The 25238-nt window shown below is 63.6% G+C and carries 18 protein-coding genes and 1 tRNA gene; 5 read left to right on the top strand and 14 right to left on the bottom strand.

Annotation, left to right across the window (positions count from 1 at the left end; translation table 11 throughout):
* Positions 1-10 precede the first annotated feature (10 nt).
* Both LT988_RS15650 and LT988_RS15645 read right to left on the bottom strand, forming a co-directional pair.
* Positions 11-235 (bottom strand): PIN domain-containing protein, encoded by a 225-nt coding sequence (locus tag LT988_RS15650; protein WP_232406468.1) that lies wholly within the window; start codon positions 233-235, stop codon positions 11-13.
* 6 nt (positions 236-241) lie between these two features.
* On the bottom strand, positions 242-523 hold the full coding sequence (locus tag LT988_RS15645; RefSeq protein WP_269752146.1) for a type II toxin-antitoxin system Phd/YefM family antitoxin: 282 nt from the start codon (positions 521-523) through the stop codon (positions 242-244).
* A 191-nt stretch (positions 524-714) separates the two neighbouring features.
* Here LT988_RS15645 and LT988_RS15640 point away from each other — a divergent pair, with 191 nt between their 5' ends.
* Positions 715-1569, top strand: a complete 855-nt coding sequence (locus LT988_RS15640; RefSeq protein WP_232406466.1) for a DMT family transporter — start codon at positions 715-717, stop codon at positions 1567-1569.
* 181 nt (positions 1570-1750) lie between these two features.
* On the opposite strand, the gene LT988_RS15635 is transcribed toward LT988_RS15640, so the two are convergent.
* The 4 genes from LT988_RS15635 to glpK form a co-directional block, all read right to left on the bottom strand.
* On the bottom strand, positions 1751-3577 hold the full coding sequence (locus LT988_RS15635) for an ABC transporter substrate-binding protein (RefSeq protein WP_232406465.1): 1827 nt from the start codon (positions 3575-3577) through the stop codon (positions 1751-1753).
* A 44-nt stretch (positions 3578-3621) separates the two neighbouring features.
* Positions 3622-4356: an MIP/aquaporin family protein gene (locus LT988_RS15630; RefSeq protein WP_232406464.1), complete on the bottom strand. Its 735-nt coding sequence runs from the start codon at positions 4354-4356 to the stop codon at positions 3622-3624.
* 84 nt (positions 4357-4440) lie between these two features.
* Complete coding sequence (locus LT988_RS15625) at positions 4441-6102, bottom strand: glycerol-3-phosphate dehydrogenase/oxidase (RefSeq protein ID WP_232406463.1); 1662 nt, start codon at positions 6100-6102, stop codon at positions 4441-4443.
* A gap of 147 nt (positions 6103-6249) precedes the next feature.
* The gene (gene glpK / locus LT988_RS15620) at positions 6250-7761 is read right to left on the bottom strand and encodes a glycerol kinase GlpK (RefSeq protein ID WP_232410601.1); all 1512 of its coding nucleotides are present in this window, start codon (positions 7759-7761) and stop codon (positions 6250-6252) included.
* 284 nt (positions 7762-8045) lie between these two features.
* Here glpK and LT988_RS15615 point away from each other — a divergent pair, with 284 nt between their 5' ends.
* Positions 8046-9194: a L,D-transpeptidase family protein gene (locus LT988_RS15615; RefSeq protein ID WP_232406462.1), complete on the top strand. Its 1149-nt coding sequence runs from the start codon at positions 8046-8048 to the stop codon at positions 9192-9194.
* Positions 9195-9268: 74 nt separating this feature from the next.
* Here LT988_RS15615 and lnt read toward each other — a convergent pair whose 3' ends face one another.
* The 4 genes from lnt to LT988_RS15595 all read right to left on the bottom strand — a co-directional run bounded on the left by lnt (position 9269) and on the right by LT988_RS15595 (position 13402).
* Positions 9269-10768, bottom strand: coding sequence for an apolipoprotein N-acyltransferase (gene lnt, locus LT988_RS15610; protein WP_232406461.1), 1500 nt, complete (start codon positions 10766-10768; stop codon positions 9269-9271).
* Between the two features lie 123 nt (positions 10769-10891).
* Complete coding sequence (locus tag LT988_RS15605) at positions 10892-11770, bottom strand: hypothetical protein (RefSeq protein ID WP_232406460.1); 879 nt, start codon at positions 11768-11770, stop codon at positions 10892-10894.
* Positions 11771-11859: 89 nt separating this feature from the next.
* Positions 11860-12420 (bottom strand): hypothetical protein, encoded by a 561-nt coding sequence (locus LT988_RS15600; RefSeq protein WP_232406459.1) that lies wholly within the window; start codon positions 12418-12420, stop codon positions 11860-11862.
* Positions 12421-12772: 352 nt separating this feature from the next.
* Positions 12773-13402: a class I SAM-dependent methyltransferase gene (locus LT988_RS15595; protein WP_232406458.1), complete on the bottom strand. Its 630-nt coding sequence runs from the start codon at positions 13400-13402 to the stop codon at positions 12773-12775.
* Here LT988_RS15595 and LT988_RS15590 point away from each other — a divergent pair.
* On the top strand, positions 13401-14942 hold the full coding sequence (locus LT988_RS15590; RefSeq protein ID WP_232405990.1) for a transposase: 1542 nt from the start codon (positions 13401-13403) through the stop codon (positions 14940-14942). The two genes, LT988_RS15595 and LT988_RS15590, sit on opposite strands and share 2 nt — an antisense overlap.
* A 1143-nt stretch (positions 14943-16085) precedes the next feature.
* On the opposite strand, the gene LT988_RS15585 is transcribed toward LT988_RS15590, so the two are convergent.
* Both LT988_RS15585 and LT988_RS15580 read right to left on the bottom strand, forming a co-directional pair.
* Positions 16086-16802, bottom strand: coding sequence for a DedA family protein (locus tag LT988_RS15585; protein ID WP_232406457.1), 717 nt, complete (start codon positions 16800-16802; stop codon positions 16086-16088).
* Between the two features lie 546 nt (positions 16803-17348).
* Positions 17349-17424 (bottom strand) — tRNA-Thr (locus LT988_RS15580).
* A gap of 257 nt (positions 17425-17681) precedes the next feature.
* Here LT988_RS15580 and LT988_RS15575 point away from each other — a divergent pair.
* Both LT988_RS15575 and ruvB read left to right on the top strand, forming a co-directional pair.
* Entirely contained in the window at positions 17682-19169 is a 1488-nt protein-coding gene (locus LT988_RS15575) for an FAD-linked oxidase C-terminal domain-containing protein (RefSeq protein ID WP_232410600.1), read from the top strand.
* Entirely contained in the window at positions 19169-20224 is a 1056-nt protein-coding gene (gene ruvB / locus LT988_RS15570; protein ID WP_232406456.1) for a Holliday junction branch migration DNA helicase RuvB, read from the top strand. Before LT988_RS15575 ends, ruvB begins: the two co-directional genes overlap by 1 nt.
* A 256-nt stretch (positions 20225-20480) precedes the next feature.
* Here ruvB and LT988_RS15565 read toward each other — a convergent pair whose 3' ends face one another.
* Positions 20481-20918, bottom strand: coding sequence for a DUF29 domain-containing protein (locus LT988_RS15565; RefSeq protein ID WP_232410599.1), 438 nt, complete (start codon positions 20916-20918; stop codon positions 20481-20483).
* Between the two features lie 60 nt (positions 20919-20978).
* Entirely contained in the window at positions 20979-24755 is a 3777-nt protein-coding gene (locus LT988_RS15560) for an efflux RND transporter permease subunit (protein ID WP_232406455.1), read from the bottom strand.
* Between the last annotated feature and the right edge of the window lie 483 nt (positions 24756-25238).

Raw genomic sequence — 25238 nt, 5'->3', positions numbered from 1 at the left:
CCGCACATCCTCAATAGGTTGTAACGTCCATCACGAGATCAAGCAAGGACTCAATCTCCGTGGCTTTCTCGGGATCCTGATCACGGGTCAATTCAACGCTGGCCTGGATTTCACCACGCGTGACGGTGGCGAGATGCAGGATTCCGTTCTCGACTGAATTGAGCCAGGAAACAATGGCGGCGTGCGGCTTGGGTTCGCGGAGCCCCGAGACAACGTTGGCGTCCGGCAGGTACATTGCGGATCACCGCAGCGCCGAGGCTTGGCGGCGGCGAGCCTTGCCTTGTCCCGGCACCAGCATGTCGGTCCGTGCAGCATCGGTCAGCAAGAGCTGCTTCTGCGATGGTCGGGCCGCCGCTTGAAGGCGGCGCCATTCATCGATTGGAACCAGCACGGCGGTTTCGGTACCCCGTCGCGTGACCAGTTGGGGGCCATCCGTCACACGGGCATCCAGAAGCTCGCTGAAGCGGGCGTTAGCGTCCAGAACAGGCCAGACATGGGTCGAGAGCCTCCTACGGCGACAAATGACCAGATCGATGACGAGTTTATCGGCTCCCGATCCGGGGGATCAAGAACAAGCCGATTTCCGATAGAGTCAGTACCCGTGGTTTGAGCTGACGATCGGCGGCACAGTCTGCGCCAACGCCTGGATGTGCCACGCGCAGCTTGGCATCATCTTTCCCGACATTTGCCTAAGACCAAGGTGCCCACACAGCCATGACCAACCCACGCCTGATCCTGCTGACCGCGTTCGCGATGATCCCTCTCGCTGCGAACTCGTGGCTGTGCCGGGCAGCACTGCGCGACACGGCGATCGATGCAGCCAGTTTCACCTCGATCCGATTGATCTCGGGCGCGCTGATGCTCTGGCTGCTCGTCTGGCTGACCGGCAAGACACGTGCGGGTGTGGGAAATTGGCCTTCGGCCTTCGCCCTGTTCGGCTACGCGGCACTCTTCTCGTTCGCCTATTTGAGCTTGACCGCGGCGACCGGCGCGCTGCTCTTGTTCGGTGCCGTGCAGGTGACCATGATCGGACTCGGCCTGCGCAGCGGCGAACGGCTCGACGGTGTTCAGATCATCGGCGTCGCCTTGGCCTTCGGCGGACTCGTCGGCCTGCTGATGCCCGGTCTGTCCGCACCGCCGCTGGGGGGCGCGCTCATGATGATCGGCGCCGGCATGGCCTGGGGAGTCTACTCGGTTCGCGGCAAGGGCGCAGGCGACCCGATTCGCGTCACGGCCGGCAACTTTCTGCTGACCGTGCCCATCACGGCGCTGTTGAGCCTGCTGACGCTCGCAGCCGTCTCGGTCGATGCGCTCGGCGCGGGGTATGCCGTCGCCTCGGGTGCGCTGACCTCGGCACTCGGCTATGCCCTCTGGTACCGCGTGCTGCCGTTGTTGCGGTCAACGAGCGCGGCCACGGTCCAGCTCAGCGTGCCCGTGATCGTCGCGATCGGCGGCGTCGCCCTGCTCGGCGAGCCCATCACGCTGCGTCTCGTGTTGGCCTCGGCAGCGGTGCTGGGCGGGATCGCCTTGGTCATCCTGGAGCGCGACCGGGTCCGTGGTCGCCGGTAGTCCACGGCCGTGCGAGAGGTCGGAAACAGCGTGTCGGGGGATGCTGCGCTACCCGACCGCCCAGACGACGCGCATGTCGGGATGGACACGCGCAGCGCAGTCCACCATCGCCGGTGCAGGTTCCGGTGGACTTCGCTGTCGCTCGTCCACCCTACCCGCCATATCTCGAAAGCCCCCTGAATCAGAGGCCGAACCTGCCCGTCCGCCAAGCCTCCATGAGGGTTTCGTAGTCGACGGTCTTGCCGACCCCTTCCTCGTCGCTCAGACGCGGCTTCGGTGCCCCCGGATCGGCAAGCCAGGTCGCCGGGGCCTTCGGTTCCGACAACTGCGGTGCACAGCGCTTGGAGAGGCCCAAGGCCGCGATGCGCGCCAAGGTCTGATCCTGCGCCTCGGCCAGGTTGTCCAGGGTCTGTTGCGGGTCGGTCTTTCCCGCGACCGCGTCTGCGATGCGGGTCCACCACAGCTGCGCCAACTTCGGATAGTCCGGGACGTTCAGCCCGGTCGGGGTCCAGGCCATATGCGCCGGACTGCGATAAAACTCGACCAGACCGCCGAGGCGCGGGGCCTCCGCGGTCATGGCCTCGGAGGCGAGGTCGCTGCGGCGGATCGGGGTCAGCCCGACCAAGGTCTTCTTGAGCGACACCGTTTTACAGACACAGAATTGCGCGTACAGCCAAGCGGCCCGACGGCGCTCGAGGGGTGTCGTCGCGGGCAGGGTCCAGGCGCCGCAATCCTGGTAGCCGAGCTTCATGCCGGGTTCCCAATAGGCCCCGTGTGGCGAGGGCGCGACCCGCCATTTGGGCAGACCGCCGCTGTCCATCACGGCCGAGCCGGGCTTGACCAGATCGGGCGTGAAGGCGCTGTACCAGAAGACCTGTTGGGCGATGTCGCCGCGAGCGGGCACCGGACCGGCGTCGGTGAAGGTCATCTCCAGGGCCTCGGGCGGCGCGAAGGCGCGCAACCACTCCAGATACTTGCGCAGGGCGTAGACTGCGGCCGGGCTGTTGGTCGCACCGCCACGCGAGACCGTTGACCCGACCGGCTTGCAGTCCTCGACCCGGATGCCCCACTCGTCCACCGGCGTGCCGTTGGGCAGGCCCGGATCGCCGACCCCGGCCATCGCGAGCCAGGCGTCCGTGAAGCGCCAACCGAGAGACGGGTCGGCCTTGCCGTAGTCCATGTGTCCGTAGACGCGTCGCCCGTCGATCTCGCGGACCTGATTCGTGAAGTAGTCCGCGATGTCCTCGTAGGCCTTCCAATTGAGCGGAACGCCGAGCGGATAGCCGTATCGGGTCTCGAAACCGCGCCTCAGGTCATCGCGCCGGAACCAGTCGTAGCGGAACCAGTAGAGGTTCGCGAACTGCTGGTCGGGCAGTTGGTACAGGACGCCGTCGGGACCGGTGGTGAAGGACAGACCGATGAAGTCACCCAGATCCAGCGTCGGCAGCGTCACATCGGCACCGTCGCCGGCCATCCAGTCCGATAGCGGAACGATGGCGTCGCCGCGAAAATGCGTGCCGATGAAATCCGAGTCGTTGACATAGGCGTCGTAGAGGTTGCGCCCGGTCCGCGTCTGACGCTGGATGCGCTCGACGAGCTCGCCCTCGTGGATCAGGTCGTGCTGGACGCGGATGCCCGTGATCTCGTAGAAGGCCCGGGCCAAGAACCGTTGCTCGTAGACATGGGTCGGGATGGTCTCGGAGACGACATGGATGCGCTGCCCCCGGAACGGTGCCGCCGCACGGATGAAGAATTGCATCTCGGCCATCTGCGCAACCGGATCCAGGGTCGAGGGCCTGAATTCGCTCTTCAGCCAGCGGCGAGCCGCAGCCGATTGCGCCGGATCGCTGCCGACCGTCGGCCCGACCGATCCTCGGGCCGCCTCTTCGGCCGACGTCTCGGCCCGGCAAAGCCCAGGCAGTGCCGAGCTGCCGAGCAGCGCGGCGGCAACCCCGAGGAATCCGCGCCGGCTCGTTCGGATGGGTTGATCTCGCGTGCGTCGACTCATCGGATATCCCCCATGTGCTTCGCTCGTGCGGGCTGGCGCGGGCGTCACCGAAACTGCACGCTGGTCGGGTCCTGCAGCGCCAGATACAAGAGACCGGCCAGCCCGGCGCCGACGAGCGGGCCGACCACCGGGATCCAGGCATAGCTCCAATCGCTGTCGCGCTTCCCGCCCGGCATGGGCAGGAGGGCATGGACGATCCGAGGCCCGAGATCGCGCGCAGGGTTGATCGCATAGCCGGTCGTACCGCCGAGACTCAGACCGATGGCCAGGACGAGGAGTCCGACCGGCAAGGCATCCAGAGCACCCAGGCCGAAGACCGACACGGCGAGAAAGAGCACCGCGAGCACCAGCACGAAGGAGCCGATGGCCTCGGAGAAGAGGTTTGAAGGCGCATTGCGCACGGCCGGCGCCGTGCAGAAACAGCCGAGCTTGAGGTCGGGATCCTCGGTGCGCGCAAAGTGCGGCCAGTAGGTCAGCCAGACCAGCACCGCGCCGATCATGGCACCGATGAACTGCGCCAACACGTACGCGGGAACCTGACCCCATTCGAACTTCCCGGCCACCGCGAGGCCGACCGATACAGCCGGATTCAGGTGTGCGCCGCTGAACGCAGCGACCGTGAACACCGCCACGAACACCGCCATACCCCACCCCCAGGTGATCACGATCCAACCGGCACCTTCGCCCTTTGTTTCGCTCAGCAGGACATTGGCCACGACACCGTTGCCGAGCAGGACAAGCAGGGCGGTACCGATCAGCTCGCCGAAGAATGGGGTCATGGCCGTTCTCCTCAGTTGTTGTTGTGGTCGCGAATCCGGCTCGGAGCGCTGGCTCGGAGTCGGGGCACGCCTTCAGGCTCGAGGTCAGGCGGCATTCGACTGCAGGTGTCGGGATTGCGCGCGCGTCACGGATCGAGACTCGCCGAAATACTCCTCGTAACGCGCCGTCGCGGCCTCGCCGAAGAGGATCTCGCAGGCCTCCATCAGGCCCTCGGCCTCCTGGATCTTTCGGCGCTGCACCACGAGGGCGATCTTGGAGCGACGGCGCAGGAAATCCTCGAGCGTAACGATCATCTCCTGGCGCTTGGCGAGCTGAATCTCGCAGCGCAGATAATCCGTTCCCTTGATCAGCACATCGGCCCGGCGGGGATCCTCGCGGATCTGGGCGAGCAGCTCGAAGGCCTGCTGATCGTAGCGCCGCCACAGCCGGCTGGAGAGCGGCTCGATAGACTCGGGCGAGGTGTAGCTGTCCAGATTCATCAGGCGTGCCTGGTGCATGTACTCCTCGTAGACCGAGCGGTGCGGCTCGCCGTACCAGCGATACCCGGCATGCGGCAGATCGATGCCGAGCCCCGCGACGATCCGCGAGACCTCGTTGCCGACGTTCACGCAGTCGGTGAGCTTGCCGCCGAAGATGGACAGATGCGCCCGCGCGCGATCGACATCGATCTCGTGCTTGCGCGAGAGCTGCATCCAATCACGCCCGCTCCCGTCGCCGCTTCGGCTCTTCACGACCAGCGGCCGCACGCCACAGCGTTCGGCGATGATGTCCTCGCGCGTCAGGGGCGCGGCCAATGCGAGCCGCTTGTTGATGTTCTCCAGCACGAAGTCGCGATCCGCGTCGGTGACCTCGGTCTGGGGTGTGTCGACTCGATTGTCGGTGGTGCCGATGCAGGTGCGCACGCCCATCGGGATGACGAAGAACAGCCGCCCGTCGTCCGCAAAGAAGGTCAGGATCCGCTGATGGGGCGTGATCTGCGGCACGATCAGATGGATGCCTTTGGAGAACAGATGCCGGTGCTCGGTCTGCTCCCCCGTGAGCTGATTGTGGTCGTCCACGAAGGGACCGGCGGCGTTGATCAGTATCTTGGAGCGGATCTCAAAGGTCTCGCCGGTTTCGGTATCGCGCGCCCGCGTGATCCAGAGATCACCGTCGCGCCGTGCACCGAGCGACTCGACATAGTTGGCCGCGATGCAGCCGCGATCCATTGCGGAGCGTACGAACTGGAAGACGAAGCGCGAGTCGTTGTCGTGCAGATAGGCGTCGGAGTATTCGAACCCGCCGGCCGCCTTGTCGGTCTTCACCACCGGCTCCTCGCGTCGGATCCGATCCTTGGTGAGGAAGCGCGGGATCCGAGTGAAGCCGTTGCCGAAGAGCCAGTAGACCCAAGTCCCGAGCCACAAAAAGAAGGGCGAGAATCGGAACCCGCGGTCGATCGTCGCGAAGAAGCGGATCTCCTTGACCCGGCTCGGATAGCTGCGGATCAGCTCGTTGCGGCTCAGGCACAGCTTGCGCACGAGCACGTAATCGCCGCTTTCGAGATATTTGATGCCGCCCCACGCCAGGTTGGACGATTGCTGACTGGTAAAGCCTGCGAAATCACGCTTGTCGATCAGGGCGACGTGTGCGCCCTTGCCGGAGAGCGCCGCGGCAGACACGGCCCCGTTGATACCGCCGCCGATAATCAGCGCGTCGTAGACGACGCCTTCACGCAGCTTGGCGATGTTGCTTTCGCGCAGAGTCATAGCGCTGCTCCTCTGGATAAATCGCGCCGGATCGCATCCGCGATCCGGGAGTGGGCCCCGGCAGCGACTGTCCACTCGAGGACCAATGCAGGCCTCCGGGTGGCCACCCTCAGCCGCCGATGGTCGCAGTGGCCGTCCGCGGCCGGGTCAATCGTCGTCGAGTGCCCAACCCTTGGAGAGCTCGACGGCCTTGTGCCAGCGATTGAACAGACGTTCGCGCTTGGCCGGGTCGAAACGCGGGTGATAGCGCACATCCAGCGCCCACTTCTCGGCGATCTCGTCGCGGCTTTCCCAAAAGCCGACGGCGAGCCCGGCGAGATAGGCCGAGCCGAGCGCCGTGGTCTCGATGATGCTCGGAACCTCGACATTGACGCCGAGAATGTCGGCCTGAAACTGCATCAGAACACTGTTCACCGATGCACCGCCGTCGCAGCGCAGTTCCTTGAGCGCAATCCCGGAGTCGCGCTCCATGGCCTCGATCACGTCGCGCGTCTGATACGCCATGCTCTCGAGCACCGCGCGCACGACATGACCGCGGGTCGTGCCCCGCGTAATCCCGATCAACAAGCCGCGGGCATAAGGATCCCAGTGCGGGGCGCCGAGGCCCACCAGGGCCGGCACGAAATAGACCCCCTCGTTCTCCGGTACCGATCGCGCAAGCTCACGTGTCTCGGAGGCATGACGAATGATGCCGAGGCCGTCGCGCAACCACTGCACCGCGGAACCGGTCACGAAGATCGCACCCTCGAGCGCATACTCCACCGGCTCGTCTCCTACACCCCAGGCGATGGTCGTGAGCAGACGCTCATCGCTCGTCACCGCTTCGGTTCCGGTATGCATCAGCACGAACGATCCGGTTCCGTAGGTGTTCTTCGCCATCCCCGGGCTATGGCAGGCTTGACCGAACAAGGCCGCCTGTTGATCCCCGGCGATACCGGCGACCGGGATGCCGCGGGTACCGAAGAACATCTGCGGATCGGTCTCGCCGTAGATCTGCGAGGAGGGGCGCACCTCGGGCAGCATGGCGGCCGGGATCTGGAGCAGGTCCAACAGCTCCGCATCCCACTGCAGGTCGCGGATGTTGTAGAGCATGGTGCGGGAGGCGTTGGAATAGTCGGTGATATGCACCCGGCAGCCCGTCAGCCGGAACACCAGCCAGGAGTCGATGGTGCCGAAACAGATCTCGCCGCGTTCCGCCCTCTCGCGCAGACCGGAGTGGTTGTCCAGTATCCACTTCAACTTGGTGCCGGAAAAATACGGATCGATAACCAAGCCGGTCTTGGCACGGACCATCTCCTCGAGACCGCGGGACTTGAGCTCGTCGCAGTAGCGTGCGGTGCGCCGATCCTGCCAGACGATGGCTCGCCCGATCGGACGACCCGAGGCGCGCTCCCACACGACCGTCGTCTCGCGCTGGTTGGTGATGCCGATGGCTTGGACCGCGTCGGGCGAAACGCTGCCGGCACGCAAGGCCTCCGCGATGACCTTCATCGTGATCAGCACGATCTCTTCGGCGTCGTGCTCAACCCAGCCGGGCTTGGGATAATGTTGGGTGAACTCGGAGTAGGCACGCGCATGGACCGCGCCGGCGTGATCGAAGATCAACACCGTCGTGCCCGTGGTGCCCTGATCGATGGAAAGGATATAGCCACTGTTCATCTGTCGACGCTCGCCTCCGGTGGTGGTGTGTCGTCTGCACATCCTTGTCGTCGCTTTTTTTCCAGGCCGATGACCCGGCCGTCCAATCGCGTCGGGCCGGATCCATGCCGATCGCGGCAAGGCGTTTGCCCGAACGATCTCGGATCGCACGGGGCCAATCATCCTAGCGTTCCGCCTGGTATTTACGTTCGTTTGAGTGTAGTACGTGAAAAGGCAGATCGCTTGCCACCAGGCGCGCGAGCAGCCAACCTAATCGTCTGTCTCTGCCTGAGCGAGGTCATTCGGTGTTTACACAAACCAAATACACGCAGGACCGGGATTTTGCCCAAGGAAACTGGGCGTACAGCGCAGACCCCGGCGGAGCGAGCACGACACCTCCCGCGAGGGCCCTCGCTCCCCTACGGTGCTGCACGGCACTTCTTGCCGGCCTCGCACTGAGCGGCTGTGCGACCCTCTATGACTCGCATCACATCGTCGAGGAACCGGAGCGTGCCGATCGTTTCGTCCTGCCGGACGACGAAACCGAAGTCGTCGGGGACGTCCGGGTCGTGGTTGCACGATACGAAGACACGCTCCCGGATTTCGCGCGGCGCTATGGGTTGGGACACGACGAGATCGTCGCGGCAAACCCCGGCGTCGACCCCTGGCTCCCCGGAGACGGAACGCGCGTGGTCCTTCCGACCCAATACGTCTTGCCGAACGCCCCGCGCGAGGGCGTGGTCGTCAACCTCGCGACGCTGCGCCTGTTCTATTTCCCGAAGCGCGAGGAAGGCGAACCACAGGTGGTCGTCACCCACCCCATCGGGATCGGTCGCGAGGGTTGGCGAACGCCGTTGGGGCAGATGCGGATCATCCAGAAGACCGAGAACCCCACCTGGACACCACCTGCATCCATCCGCCGGGAGCGCGCGAAGCGGGGCGAGCAGCTCCCGGCCGTCGTCGCGGCAGGCCCCGACAATCCGCTCGGCGACTACGCGATGCGCCTGAGCCGGCCCCAATACCTGCTCCACGGCACGAACAAACCGTTCGGCATCGGGATGCGCGTAAGCCACGGATGCATCCAGCTGTACCCTGAAGACATCGCTCGTCTGTTCGAGGAGGTCCCGATCGGGACCAAGGTCACGGTCGTCAATCAGCCTTATCTCGTGGGGACACGCGCCGGCGAGGTCTACCTGGAGGCCCACACCCCCCTCGCCGAGGACCAAAAGCGCTGGAAAGGCAGCCTGAAGCCGATGGAGAAGGCGGTCGAGACCAAGACCGCCGACGGCCCCGACATCGTCGATTGGGAAAAAGCACGGGAAGTAGCCCTGGAGGCACGCGGGTTTCCGGTCCCGATTTCGATCGACAGTCCAGGTCTCGAGGATGTCGTCGCCCGCGCCCGCAGAGTTCCTCGTATTCCGCCGTGGGCGGAGGTCGAGGACGAGGAGTCCTGAACATCTGTATCGGGGCGCCACTGCTTGAGCGCTCCCGTCTCCCCCAGCGGCGGGAACCCATCGAACAGATAGGTTCATCGACGCCCGAACACGAAATCCAACATGATCACTACCGTGACGATAAGCCCGCACAGCAGCACCATCCAATCCCCGTTCCGATAGTAAAACGACCGGGTGCCCGAGGATCGGACATTCGCGACGGCAACGCCCGGTGTGAACAGATCCGGCAATTCCGCGAGAATTCGACCATAGGCATCGATGATCCGCGACGGCCCGGTATTCGATGCAATCACGACCGGCACACGATTCTCCACCGCCCGGACGACGGATGCCGCCTCATGCTGATAGGGCGCCAATGTTCGGCCAGCCCAGTTATCATTGACCAGCTGCAGCACCATGTCGGTGTCCTGTCGAACCGCCCCTCTCACATAGTCGGCGAACAGATTCTCCCAACAGATGATCGGAGCAGCCGTCACACCCTCGGCAATCTCGAATTCAACCTGATGCGTTCCCGGCGCCATGGGCTGACCCGGAGGGGGTATCCAATCGGGCCAATTCACGAACCCCTCGAAAGGGATGAATTCCGAAAAGGGAACCAACCGATTCTTGTTGTAGACGCCGGAGAAATCCCCCTTTGCGCTGACCAAGACCGCACTGTTACGAGAGCGGGCCTCGGGCCCATGCGGCAAAGCCCCGACTGACCCTCGGGCGTTAAACGATTTCCCACTCTCCGACATCCCCAGAACGATCGGGGCGTTGACTTCTTGCGCGATCCTTCCGATGCGAAGCAATAAACCTGGGGAACGCCTCCAGTCGTGCACGACCGCCTCCGGCCAAACGATCAGATCCGGACGCGATCTGCCGGCTTCCACGGACAACCGCTCCAGCACGTCGAGTTTCTCGGGACCGCTGAAGGACTTCAAATCGGCAACCGAGAATGCAGGCTGAACCAAGGCAACCCGGACAGATGCCGTCGGCAAGCTGTCATGCCGCAGAACCATTGCTCCTGCCGAGAAGACGACCGCCAACGGGATACCAGCGACGGCAAGAAATCGCCATTTCCGTTCCATCAACCCAAGGGCGATGGCGGAATTGACGAATAACACAAGATAGGTAACTCCATACTCGCCTGCATAAGACGCAAGTTGCAGAATGGGAAGATTGGCGTGCTGCCAATATGCCGGCGTTCCCCACGATAGGGCGAGCGGTCCCGCATGGGCACGCAGGTAGTCGAGAACGACCCACGCCGCCGGCGCGAGCAATAACAAAGTCAGACGCCTTCTCCGGGCGAGCGCGATGATCGCACACCAGAGCGCCGGAAAGATGCCCGCATAAACGCCGAGCAACAGACCATGAGAAAGACTAAAGCCGGGAATCTCAAGAACCCAACCGGCCGTACCGAAGTTCAAGATAAAACTGCTGAGCCATCCAAATAGGAAGGCCGGTGTGGGCGTATAATTCGCGGCAACGAGGATGAGCGGAACGAAGGCAACCCAGAGGAGGCAACAGGGCGTATCGAGGACAAAAGCAAGCCGATAAAGAAGCGCACTTGATACTGCGGCGCCGATTGGCATGAGCCAAGTGACTGCTGTATTTCGACTCCCAGTCACTCCAGAACGCGGCCATATGGCGACCATCGAGCGTTCTGCCTGGCCTTTTCCGCAGGATATATGAGGGGCATTGAACGCCGTCGACGGCTAGAGATTCTCAAGATAGGCGCGCATCTCCGCGACGGTCATCGATTTCATCGGGTTTGGCGCCTTCGGTGGAAGATAGCCCTCGCGATGCAGATAGAAGCGGTAGGTATAGCCACCCGAACCGTCCGGCTCTCGGCGCATGGAGCCCATAGGCATTTCGCTCGAGACAGCAGCCAAAACGGCGAGATCAACTTCGAGCGCTTCCGCCCCGGAAACAGTCTGACCATCGCCTTGCCTCTGCACAACCCCGCTTTGTGGAACGGACAAGTCGACCCGACACATCGTCGTCCGACATTGCAGATCGAGAACCTTTGCGAAATAGAATGCGTCACTCGCAGCGAGGCTTCCCTCGATTCTTTCCGCTGCCTCCACCGCCCAGCCCGTGTCCACTGATTCCTGTCCGAACGACTCCTCGACGATCTCCGCCTGTCGCTCCTCTTGCTGTTGGATCGCCCGCGCAAACTGCTGGCGAAGGTGTGGATCGTTGGCCGCTTCCTGAAGTTCGGCGGCGTTCGCCCGCGACACTTGCCTTTCGGCATCTTCTCGATCCGATCTGGCCATGAGTTCGGCAATCTGGTCTTCGAGGAACTTGATTTTCTCGGAAGCTGGCTGGTCGGTCTCGGCAGGTGGGGCCTGAGACAGCTGTCTCGTTAATTTATTCAGGCGATCGTCGATGGCCTGCAGCTGCGCGCTGTAGGTCGCCTCGCTCGGCGATCCGGTCGCTCTTTCACTTCCGGCTCCGGCGAGGTTACCGCCGGATATCGATGATGGGCCCAAGAGATCGCGCACGACGAAGACGATCGCCGCCACAGCCAGCAGCATCGCCAGCAGGGCGATAAAGCGACGCCCATCCCAGAAACCTTGACGCTTGAGATTCATGGATATGCCGAGATGTCGGGATGAATGCCTGAGCCCGCTCCGATGGGCGGAGCGTAGACTCAAGACACCATTAGATGTTTTGCTTGCCTTCAGATGACAGGCTTGCTGTAAAACACGCGATAGGTATTGAGGCCTGTTGAGGGATCCAGCCTGCAGGTGATCGTGCTCGCGTCAAACCCGTTGAACAGGCTGAGATCGAAGGTTTGCGACGTCACCCCCGGAAGCGAGGCCGGCGCGTTGATCGTATGACTCACGAAATTAGTGACCGACGTGTCGACGATATCGGGTTCGATGTCCAAATACGTGCAGAGGACACTCGCCCCCGGTGCCGCGGTTGAATCGAACCAGACACTCAATGACGCGCTGCCCGGACCATACCATTCGAGCGTATCGTCAGCACTGTTGTACCACACCTCAGTATTATTGGTGACGGGGCAGACCACCCACACAGGGAACGCGGCTTGATTCCAAACGCGGACATGATCCCATCGCAGATTCTGCGCGAGCGCAAGGGAAGCAGCCCTACAGGCAACCGCCGGTGTTTCCCCGACCGGGGCGGCCATGGCTTCACGCGTACCCTGCCAAAGCACTGCGGATCCGGCTGCCACCGCAAGCCAAGAAGCCGTCAACAACCACCAATGTTTGCGCATATCAGCCCCCGATTGATGTTCCATATAACCACGATCACTGGCCAAACACGAACCCCGGCGGACACGAACCAAGCGCAGTCGCCGATAGTGGACTTCGAGCCCTTTAGCGCGTTCGCGGCATCGCGCCTCACGCTCATGCTGCCATACTCAGACTGTAGTCGATACCGCTGACCTGTCAACGGTCGGCATCCGGATCATTGGCGACCGTGTCGCACAATCTCGGTCGACGCAATCGACGTCGCCAGACTGGATGCCCGCACCGCCCGCTCGGCGGACGAGAAGGAATCGCGACACCTTTCGCCGGCCGCGGTGTATCGCGACGACGAGCATATCGGCCCACGCTTGGCGAGGATCAAGCGAACGGGGCTTTCCAACCCTCTTTCGAGAGACGAATCCTCTCCTGCATAAAGCGGGGATTCTCGATCACCTCTCGACGGCGATCCCGAGACGAACCGCGACGGGCGATGTAGCTGAAGCTGTCAATCAAGTCGGGGCAGCCCCAGTTCACGAGCTCTTGGCGGTAGCAGCACAACCCGGATGCTGCGCAGAATGCGGCGATAATGTCGGCAGAAACCGAACGGCCTCGCCAATGCTTGTTCTCGATCCTGAAGCCTTCGCCATCCGGACGTTTGAACGCGGCCATATTGGAATGGTGAATAAAGGCAACGCCCTCGGGTCGGAGAACGCGCGCGATCTCCTCGATGTACCCCGACATTACGTCGATTTCGACATGGACCAATGAATCGAAAGAAAACACCAAGTCGGCGGAGCTGTCGGCGACCGTCGGCAACGATTTACCGTCGTTGACGGAGTAGCTGATGTGCCGGTCGCCTACGAATCGTTGACGACATGCGTCGATACAACGCTCGGTCAGGTCAACAAGGGTCATTGACCTGCACTCATCTTTCAACCTAAAAAGAGCAGTTAAACCTTGCCTCGAGTGATCCAAGCCGCTGAAATATCGGCGCAAGGAGGTCCCCATGAGCAACCCGATCCCTCACCCGCAGGGTGAACCCGAAACCACCGCATTGGTACCGCATGCCGGCCCGGTTGCGGTGGACACGTTTGGCGGGCGCGTCCACGTCGAGTGGGATGCGCAGGCGGCGGTCACCCCGCTGGGGCAGCTGCCGTTCTTCACCGAGTTTTTGCGCCTGGGCGGGCGCTTCGATGCCTGGGTCGAGAGCTGCCCGCTGAAGCTGACCAGCCCGAACGCCCCGAGCACGCGCGACGTTCTGGGTACCGCCATCCTGGCGGTGCTGTCCGGGCATCAGCGCTATGCCCACATCAGTGCCCTGCGCGGCGACACCATCAACGCCGCCCTGCTGGGCATGGAGGCGGTGGTGAGCGAGGACTCGGTGCGCCGCAACCTCGGCAAGCTCGATGAAGCCGACGGGGTGGCCTGGTTGCAGAACCACCTGGACGCCTGCGTGGCGCCGGTGCTGGGCGTGCCCTGGATTCTCGATGCCGACGTGACGGTCAAGCCGCTCTACGGGCATCAAGAGGGTGCGGTCAAAGGCTACAATCCGCACAAGCCGGGTCGGCCCTCGCACACCTACCATACCTATTTCGTCGCCGGTCTGCGTCTGATCCTGGACGTGGAGGTGCTGGACGGCAACCAAACCGCGTCCAAGTACAGCGCGCCGGGCCTGTGGGAGTTGCTCGCGCGCCTGCCGCGGGCGCACTGGCCGCTGTGCATTCGCGGCGACCGCGATTGGGGCACCCAAGCCAACATGGCACGGGCCGAGCAGGAGGGGATCCCGTATCTGTTCAAGCTGCGCATGACCTCCAAGGTCAAGCAGACCGTCGAGCGCCTGATGCGCGATGCCGAGTGGTGCGATGCCGGTCAAGGCTGGCAGGGGGCCGAGACGACCCTGCGTCTGTCGGGCTGGAGCCGTGCCCGGCGCGCCGTCGTGCTGCGCCGGCGCATCAAGGCCGACCTGGCCGTCGTCGAGCAGGGTGATCCCGAGCAGCTGCGCCTGAGCTTCGCCGAGCTCACCGACGAGACGATCGTCTACGAGTACGCCGTGCTGGTGACCTCGCTGCCCCATGAGATCCTGAGCGTGGCGCAACTCTATCGCGATCGCGCCGACGCGGAGAATCCCTTCGACGAGCTCAAGAACCATTGGGGCTGGGGCGGCTTCACCACCCGCGACATCAAGCGCTGCCGCTTCATGGCGCGCATCACCGCCTTGACCTACAACTGGTGGAGCCTGTTCGTGCGCCTGGCCGACCCGACTCGGCACACCGAGGCGATCACCAGCCGCCCGCTGCTGCTCAGCGCACCGGCACGACTGACCCGTCACGGCGGGCAGACGCGCCTGACCATCAGCCATCCCCATGCCGAAGCCGGGTGGGTGGAGGCGACCTGCCGCGAGATCACGGCCTTCTTCAACACGCTGCGCCGAACTGCGGAGCAGTTGAGTCCCCTGCAACGCTGGTACCGGCTCCTCTCGCGGGCGCTGGTGAAGTATCTCAACGGCCGCCAATTGCAGCCGCCGGCGGTGTTACCGGCGCCGGCGTAGCCGCCGAACCGCCGGTATGTGTACTCGCCCGCGGGCCGAAAACGCTCCGCGACGGGCGCTAACTGCTCTTTTTAGGTTCAAGTATTGCGTGATCCGACCATAGCCGGGAGCAATCTCGACCAGGGCATCGACCGGCAAGAGGTCGCGAACGCGAGGGAGAACAGCGCCGAACCAAAGGTTGTCGGACCCACCCCAAAGCGCCGACCACTCCTCACCCATATTTTGCCAATCGTAGTTGGACCAATGATCGAGATTCTCCTGGGTTGTCGGCATGGATGCTCCGTTGCTGCAAATGGCTTATGGTGGCTTCGTAGACTCCGCCGTTGAGTTTCGTAGACCCGAACCACCGTCGTCAACCGGCGCAAAACACCACCTGATTAGAAAGGAACGTCAGCCCCGCGCCGAATCCACAGCTCGGGGCGCGGAGAACAAGTCACCGCATCCCCAATAAGGCCGTAAGTGGCTCAAGGATCGCTATTATGCCCACAGGGACGGCGGCGACTGAGTGTTCACGGACGGATCGGTCACGCTCTTTCGGATGGCGAGTATCCCGATTCGACGCCATGTGAAGATCCGCGGCGACGCCAACCCCTAAGACCCGCAACAGGTCGACTATTTCGTCGAGCGTCGCGGGCGTCAGCGGGGACGGCGACCCGTAGCGGCTCCTGCATGGCTCGTGACGTGACGCGTCTCAGCCACAACCCCGTTGATCGCCGGGTGCTTCACGGTGCCTTTTCAAGGCTTGAGCCGTGTGCGGTGAAAGTCGCACACACGGTTCTTAGGGGGCGGGGTGACCGTAAGGTCACCCCGCTCCCCGACAGCGCAGACCCCAGATCGCCGGCACGACGATTAATGAAGCCTTGAGCCAAGGCGTCAGCGGGTCGCTGTCTGTCGGCGGCGGCAAAACCAGGCGGCGCAGACCTGAGTCCGCCAAAAGCTGCATGCGTGCCGGTTTTGCGATCTGCCGATCCTTCGAGGACTCGCCCAGCCGAAGTTGATATTTCCAGTACTTCTCGAAGACGATGCCGCATCGGTCACAGACGACGTTGTCGTCAGACTGTTCGGCCGCGCATTACGGGCATTACACATCACTCGTCGCAGTTTGAATCGGGCTGCATACGTCGGACGATCGCGCGTCCGGAATCAATTCGCGCGGCGCCCGCGGAAGAGATAAACGCCCAGTGCGAGCAAAGCCGTCAAGACGATCCCGATAGCCCATGGATTGATCCGGCGTAGGAATGCGTCGATGGCGTGGACGTGCTCGCTCAGATAGAAGGTGCCAAGACCCCAGATACCGACCCAGAGTAGGGCGCCAAGGACATTGAAGAGCGTGAACACCCACCACCGCATCTCAAGCATGCCGGCAAGGATGCCATTGAGTTGGCGTGGTCCGTCGACGAAGCGCGCAAGCAGGATGAATCCGCCGCCGAAACGCTCGAACAGCGCGCTCAGCTTCTGCTCCCGCTCTTCGTTCACCCTGAGCTTGCGCAACAGGGGCCGGCCGCCTTTTCTCCCGATCAGATAACCCAGGCTATTGCCAGCCACCGCGGCGGCAACAGCCAGAAAGAGCAACAGGACGATGTGCGGATGCCCCCCGGCGGCCTCGAGCGCACCGGCCATCAGCATGGTTTGTCCGGGTGCCGGAATGCCGAAGCCTTCCGCCGACACCGCGCCGACGACGCCCGCATAACCGTAGCGTTCGATCACAGGACGCATCTTCGCGACCGCGTTCTCGAGATCATGGGCAACGTCATCCGCTGCCGCCTCGACCTTCTGCGATACCTGCGCCTGCGTCGAAGCCGCGACCGAGCCCGCGATCGGCATGAACAGCAGCGCCAAGGAGCACGCGACGAGCAACATGTGCCTGGATGAACGGTTCGGATACATGGTGTGCTTGCCCCCGTGTTGTTTTTGCCTTCGCGGATGTGGCGCCTTCGATCGGCCGCGACGACTGCCTTGCCGACTGCCGGGACGCCGGGTGCAAATTACCACGCTTAAGCGGAATTCGGCACAGGCTGCGGGTACCGGGCACTGCCTTCGACCCCGGCGGACGACCGTGCCAATGCAAGCATTCGCATCCATGTGCAACCGGCGCGCACACCCATCGGCAACAAGGATCTGCTGATCGCCGCCCATACCGCTGCAGAGGGCCGGTGCTGGTCACCGTCAACACACGCGAATCCAGCTCCGCGGCCGTGGACGATGACGGCCCAGGTGGCGAGCGCCGGAGTGGCACTCCCGAGGTGAGGGATCTTCTGGGTCACAGCACGATCACGATGACTGAAAACATGCCCACCTATCGCCTGACAACGCAAGGCGGGCTTTCGCTTTGCCCGACAAGGAGAGTCACGTTTTCGTCACGGTGGACTTTGCCGATCAGGCGAAAGCCGCGGAACACCTGAAACATGGAGCTGGCGGACGGATTCGAACCGACGACCTGCTGATTACAAATCAGCTGCTCTACCAACTGAGCTACGCCAGCAAAGAGGGATATAAGAAGTGAGGCGCGAAATGCGTCCAGAGACGATCATTCTACAGCCAAGCGAGACAACCGCTCAATGTCGGTCGGACAACCACGCGTTCCGGTTGGTCATGGCGGCGGGAGCGCGGGACCTGAAGATGGTTGACCGGGGCACGTCGTTAGACTCAACCGCCCTGTCCGGCGGGTGTTTACTCGGGAGCCGTCAGGCCCTACGCTCGGTGGATCCAAGCATGCTCAAAACTCCCGGCGCCGACATCATGAGCCTGATTCAACCGACCCGGATCGACTTCGATGATCCACAACTCGCCTGGACACGTGCTGGACTCGTGTCTGAGTTGCGGGCCTTTCTGCCGCCGGATGCGGTGCTCGAGCGGCAGGAGGAGGTGCAACCCTACGAGTGCGACGGGCTGTCGGCCTATCGGCAGTTGCCACTGCTGGTGGTGCTGCCGCGCACCGTCGAGGAGGTGCAGCGGGTCCTGCGAATCTGTCACGCGCGCGACGTGCCGGTGGTGGCGCGGGGGGCGGGCACGGGGCTTTCGGGCGGCGCCTTGCCGCGCGGCGACGGTGTGCTGCTGAGTCTGGCGCGCTTCACCCGGATCCTCGATTTGGACCCGGTCGCGCGCACCGCGCGGGTGGAGCCGGGGGTGCGCAACCTGGCGATCAGCGAGGCCGCGGCGCCTCACGGGCTCTACTATGCACCGGATCCGTCGAGCCAGATCGCCTGCACCATCGGGGGCAATGTCGCGGAGAATTCGGGTGGGGTGCATTGCCTGAAGTACGGGCTTACGGTGCACAACGTCCTCGCGGTCAAACTGGTGACGATCGAGGGCGAGTTGATCGAGCTGGGATCGAACGGGCTCGACGCGCCGGGCTACGACCTCTTGGCACTCTTCATCGGCTCCGAAGGGATGCTCGGCGTGACGGTCGAGGTGACGGTCAAGCTGCTGCCCGTGCCGGAACGCGCCCAGGCCATCCTCGCGGCCTACGACGACGTGGAGAAGGCCGGCCAAGCTGTCGGCGACATCATCGCGGCCGGGATCATCCCGGCGGGGCTGGAGATGATGGACGGGCCGGCGATCCAGGCGGCGGAGGACTTCGTGCATGCCGGTTATCCGACCGATGCGGCGGCGATCCTCATCTGCGAGATCGACGGAACGAGCCAGGAGGTCTCCGAGGAGATCATGCGGGTGCGCGATCTGCTCTTGACCAGCGGTGCGACCGAGGTCCGGACCTCGCGCGACGACACCGAGCGCCTGATGTTCTGGAAAGGGCGCAAGGCCGCCTTCCCGGCGGTGGGTCGGATCTCGCCGGACTATTACTGCATGGACGGCACCATCCCGCGCCGCGCCCTGCCCGAGGTGCTGCGACGTACGGCCGAGATGTCGCGCGAGTACGGGCTGCGGGTCGCGAATGTCTTTCATGCCGGGGACGGCAACATGCACCCGCTGATCCTCTTCGATGCCAACACTCCGGGCGAGCTGGAGCGGACCGAGGAGCTGGGCGGGCGGATCCTGGAACTGTGCGTCGAGGTCGGCGGGACCATCACCGGCGAGCACGGGGTGGGGATCGAGAAGATCAATCAGATGTGCGTCCAGTTCAGTCCCGAAGAGCTGCGACAGTTCCACGCGGTCAAGGCCGCGTTCGATCCGACTGGGTTGCTGAACCCTGGCAAGGGTGTACCGACGCCGAGACGCTGCTCGGAGTATCGGCAGCTTCCGGATCACACGCATCGGCACCCGCACTGATGGCGAAGCCCGAACGTCTGATCGACGCCGACCCGGCCAGCGACGAGCTGGCGCTCGATCGGGCCATCCGCCCGCGCAAGCTCGAGGACTATGTCGGCCAAGCGGTCGTGCGCGAGCAGATGGAGATCTTCATCGGCGCCGCGCGCGGACGCGGCGAGGCGCTGGACCATGTGCTCATCTTCGGCCCGCCGGGGCTCGGCAAGACCACACTCGCGCACATCATCGCGCACGAGATGCAGGTCAATCTGCGTCAGACCTCCGGGCCCGTACTCGAGAAGCCGGGCGATCTCGCGGCCATCCTGACCAATCTCGATGCGGGGGATGTGCTCTTCGTCGACGAGATCCATCGCCTCAGCCCGGTGGTCGAGGAGGTGCTCTATCCGGCGATGGAGGACTATCAGCTCGACATCATGATCGGCGACGGCCCGGCCGCGCGCTCGATCAAGCTGGATCTGCCGTTCTTCACCCTGGTCGGCGCGACCACGCGGGCCGGGCTCCTGACCTCGCCTCTGCGCGACCGCTTCGGGATCGTGCAGCGTTTGGAGTTTTACAACGCCGAAGACCTGGCCTGGATCGTTCGCCGCTCGGCGCGCATCCTCGCCATCGAGACCGAGGCCGAGGGCGCCGCCGAGATCGCGCGACGCTCGCGCGGCACGCCGCGCATCGCCAACCGGCTCCTGCGCCGGGTGCGCGATTTCGCCCAGGTGCGGGCCGACGGGCGCATCACCGCCGAGGTCGCCGACCAGGCGCTCGGGATGCTCAAGGTCGACGCGCTGGGTTTCGACCACATGGACCGCCGGCTGCTCGATGCCGTCATCAACAAGTTCGACGGCGGGCCGGTGGGCGTGGAAAGCCTCGCCGCGGCGATCGGCGAGGAGCGCGGCACCATCGAGGACGTCCTCGAGCCCTTCCTGATTCAGCAAGGCTATCTGATGCGCACCCCGCGGGGGCGGGTCGCCACGCAGGCAGCCTATCTTCATCTTGGGCTGAAAGCGCCGCGGAGCGTCGTCGAGCGTGCGGCCATACCGGATCTTTTCGGGGTCGTCTCGGATTAAACCGCGCCCAGCGCAGCATGCGGTGTTTTTGGATGGGATCGGCGTCGGCAGACGTGATGAGCGTTGGCGTCGGCGCGGTTTAAGAGAAAAAAGATCATTTTGAACCGCGCCCCGCTAAGGGCTGTGGATACACCAAACCTCGAACTCACCCGAAAATGAGTGGCGTCGGGTGGACAAGCCGAGCGCAGTCTACCAGCGCCGGCACCCGGTTCGGTGGACTTCGCTCTCGCTCGTCCACCCTACCGGCCTTGCATCTTCAAGACATCGAGGACTCGGGCAGAAAAGCATCGTCGAGCACCTGATCCAGCCCGTAGGGACAGGTCTCGGGGAAGGTCGCGAGCGGCCGACCGGTCTGCATCGCCGCGCTGCGTCTCGCGCGCTGATAGCTTTGGGCGAGCACGAGGGTCGGGTAGGAGCGCAGACTCGGACTGTCTTGGATAGCGAGCTCGATCTGGAGCCGGGCATCGGTGATCGAATCGATCCAGCTATCGGAGCGTCTTTCGGATTGATACTGCCATTTCAGGAGGTGCAACAGCAGGCGCACGAGCTGGCTCGCAATGGCCCTTCTTTCGCTCTTGCTCAAATCCTCCAGCTCCTCTGCAAGATGCTCGACATCCACCGCCTGCCAAGACCCTTTCCGAATCAACTCGGCGGTCTCGCGAGCCCAACGCACAAGATCCTGGTCGTACGTCACGTTCAAGACGGATACCTCGATAAAAAACTCCGGTGGATGTTGATATCCTACCGATGTTGATCAGCGATCGCCCGAGTCTTCAGGCTTGTCCGCGGTCTTTTTCGTCTCCCGCCTGGCCCGTGGCTTTTTCACGGTCTTCGCATCGTCGGCGACCGCCTTGGTCGCCGCCTTTCTCGGCGCTCGCGCCGGCTTGCGGGCGGCAGCCGTGGATCGTTTCACGGCCGCGGGCTGCTTCACCGGCTTCGCACGCGACTCGGCCACCGAGCCACCGGAGGCCGCGTCCGGTTCAGCGACGACGACGTTCGACGCCGAGCCCGAAGCCGAATCGGCAGCCTGGCCTGACCTGACGGATCGGCGCTGTCGCAACCAGGCAAGGAGTCTCCCGACACCTTCGATCACGCTGAATACGGCGCCGATCAGTGCGCTCCAAAGCGGGAGCAACAACGGAGTCCCGCCAGCAGGCCGCGCTCGGGCCACACCGGACGCAGAGGGATCGGGCTCGGGCGGATCGGGCATCGGGACACCCTCGATCGCGCCGTAGCTCGCCGAAAGTGCCCGTTCCCCGCTCGCCGTTTCCACAAGATAAAACTCGCGGCACAGGCTGATACACCCAAGCGGGATCACGATCACCGCCATCAGGGTCGCGACACCGGCGCCGAACAGCAGACTGACGGCCATCCCTTGAAAGATGGGGTCGTCGATGATGGCCCAGGCGCCGGCCATCAGGGTCAGCGAGGTGATGAGGATGGGTCTCATCCGGATCTCGGCGCCGGCGACCGCCGCCTCCTTGACGGTCTTGCCCTTGGCGACCTCGAACTTGACGAACTCCACGATCAGAATCGATTGCCGCACGATGATGCCGCCGAGCGCGATCAGTCCGATCATCGAGGTCGCGGTAAACTCGGCCCCCATGACGAGGTGGCCGGGCACAATCCCGATGAGGGTCAGCGGGATCGGCGACATGATGAGCCCGGCGATCTTGAAATTGCGGAACTCCCAGACAATGAGTCCGTAGATGAGCACCAACGCGGCGATGAAGGCCAGCCCCATGTCCCGGAAGGTCTCGTAGGTGACGGTCCACTCGCCGGACCATTCGAATCCGGATTGCCGGTCGGTCAACGGCGGTCCGATCAGACCCCGCGGCATCCCGCTGATCTGCACCCCGTCGGGTGCGCGATAGTTCTCGAGGCGCTCTTCGACCTCCAACATCCCGTAGATTGGCGCACCGAGTCGACCCTGCATCTCGCCGACCACGTATTCCATCGGCCGCAGATCCTTGTGATAGATGAGCGGATCCTCCTCCCGCTGGTCGAAGCGCCCCAGCTCGCCGAGCGGCACCTGACCGCCCATCTCGGACTGGATCGGCAGGCTGGCCAGACTGCCGATCTCGGCCCGGTTCGCGAGCGGGATCTGGAGCACGATGTAGGTCGGCTCCTGGACCACGCCGCGCTTGACGTCGCCGAGCTTGAAACCGCCCATTGCCATGGAAAGGTTGCGATTGATGCTGTCGACCGAGATCCCCATCCGAACGGCCTTCTCGGCGTCCACCTCGAAGTGCCAGTAGCTGTAAGGCTCGGCCACGTAGCTGTCCACATCGACGATCCCCTCGACCTCCTCGAAGATCTCGGTCAGATCGGCCGCAACCCGGCGGCGGGTCTCGGCATCGGGCCCGTAGACCTCGGCCACGACCGTCTGCAGCACCGGCGGACCCGGAGGCATCTCCACCACGGCAATCCGTGCGCCGAGCTCATGCGCCAGTGGCGTGAGCATCTCTCGCGCGGCGACCGCCAGGGCGTGGCTGCCGAGCGCACGTTCGTTCTTATCCTTGAGCATGACCAGGAGATCACCCTCCCAGGGTCGCTCGCGCAGATAGTAGTGACGCACCATACCGTTGAAATTGAAGGGCTGTGCGGTACCGACATAGGTCTGAACGGCGGTCACCTCGGGCATGGTGCGCACCTTCTCGGCGAGTCTGTGCACCACGTTCGCGGTCACCGGGAGCGCCGTTCCCTCGGGCATGTTCACGACGACGCTGAACTCGGGCTTGTTGTCGAACGGCAGCATCTTCACCGGGACGGTCTGGGTGTAGAAGAGTACGCAGACTCCGGCCGTGGTGAGGATGGTTCCGACCAAGAAGGCGATGCCGACCTTCCGGTTACGGATCAGCGGCATCACCAAGGGCCGATAGAAGCGACTGACCCAGCGGCGCGTCTGCTCTTCCCGTCGCTCCGCTTTCTCGAGTGCCGCAAGCCGCGGACGAACGCGCAACGCAAACCAAGGCGTGAAGACAAAGGCGGCAACCAGCGAGAAGAACATGGCCGAGGATCCAAGCACGGGAATCGGCCGCATATAAGGCCCCATCAGGCCGCTGACCCAACCCATCGGCAAGAGCGCGGCGATGATGGTGAAGGTGGCGAGGATGGTCGGGTTGCCCACCTCGTCGACCGCCCGCACCGCAGTCTCGATGGTCGTCTTGCCGCTTTCGAGCCAGTGGCGAAAGATGTTCTCCACCACGACGGTGGCATCGTCGACCAGGATGCCGATGGCGAAGATGAGCGCGAAGAGACTGACCCGATCGATGGTGTAGTCGACCATCCAGGCCCACCAGATGGTCAGCAGGATCACCACCGGGATGACCGTGATGACCACGAAGGCGGCTCGCGCACCCAGCCCGACCAGACAGAGAATGGCCACGATCACGGCCGCCTCGAACATCGCCTGCAGCAGCTCGTTGACCTTGTCGTTGGCGCTTTTGCCGTAGTTGCGCGTGACCTCGACATGGACGTTCGACGGGATGAGCGTCGACTTGAGCTCCTCGACTTTCTCGAGGATCTCAAGCGCCACCGTCACCCCGTTGGTACCCTGTTTCTTGGCGATCGCCACGGTCACGGCCTGGGCCCCGTCGGCGTGATGCTCGCCCTCGTAGGCCGGCCCGGTGAAATGGTTGACGATCTGCTTGGTGTCCTGCGGAACATGCTCGACGGTGGCGATATCACGCAGATAGAGCGGATAGTCGCCGCGGTTGCCGATCACCAGCCGACCGACATCCTCCGCATTGCGCAGGAAGGAGCCCGAATAGACGTTGAAGGCGGTGTCGCCGGATTCGCTGACACCTGTGGTCTGCTCGGAGTTGGCGGTACGAATGGTGTTGGCGATGCGATCGAGCGTAATGCCGTGCCCGGCCAGGCGTTCCATGAGGACCTCGACGCGGATCTGATCTTCCCGCCCGCCGACCACGAATCCTTTGCCGGCGTCCGGCAGCGAACCGACAGCTTGGAGTAGGTCGAGACCCAGCTTTCGCAGCTGATGATCCTCGACATCCTCGGACCACAGGGTGAGGGTCACGACGGGGACATCGTCGACACCGACCGGTTTGACCAGAGGCATCTGAACGTCCGGGGGCATGCGGTCCATGTTCGACTGGAGCTTGTCGTGGACCTTGACGATCGAGGCGCCCATCTCCTCGCCGACCTCGAAGCGCACGGTCACGATGGCCGCCCCGCGCTGGGTCGCCGAATAGACGTGCCGAACGCCCTTGATCTCCTTCATGATCCGTTCGAGCGGATCGGTCACCAAACGCTCGACCTGCTGCGCGGAGGCGCCGGGATACTGCACGAAGATGTCGATCATCGGGACCGAGATCTGCGGATCCTCCTGTCGCGGCGTAAACAGCAGACCCAGGATGCCGAGGAAAAGCGCGCCGAAGAGGAGCATCGGCGTGACCGGCGTATTGATGAAGGTACGTGCAATACGGCCGGAGATTCCGAGCGGCTGCGCCGCGTTCGGGGTAGACGACGCAGCGGACTCGGGAGAATGCGGGGCGCTAGGATCGGCCATCAGTCACCACTCCCGTCGTCCATGACATTTATCTATTTTCTGAATTGGTTCAGTGAATCTATCCCACAAGCTCGGCGCCAACAAGCGAAGCATTGACAGTGCGTTAGTGTTTGCTAAAGTACTGAAGCAATATCACTCGCGCCTGAATCGTTTTTCATTGCCATGTATATCGACAACCTTACGCTCGTCGGCATCGCTGTCGCTTCGACCTATCTGCTGATGCCACTCTTGTTCCGTCGCGAGATCATCGCGGTCGAACCGGATCAGGATCCGTCGGTTTCGGAACCCCGGGGACGCGACCAAAGTGTCGCTCCTCGGCCTTGCCTGGAGACTTGATCCCCCTCGCCGGCGCGTTCGCAGCCTCGGGACGTCCGGGCCTTGTTCACACCACCGGCCGGAAGCGACGCCGGCGATCGGCGCGAAGCGCCAGCACATCCGGGATAGACGACTTGCAGTCGTCCTCTTCCGCCGCGCAGACAGTCC

Source organism: Thiocapsa bogorovii (genome assembly GCF_021228795.1).
Taxonomy (GTDB): domain Bacteria; phylum Pseudomonadota; class Gammaproteobacteria; order Chromatiales; family Chromatiaceae; genus Thiocapsa; species Thiocapsa bogorovii.
This window is presented reverse-complemented; position numbering and strand designations above follow the sequence as displayed.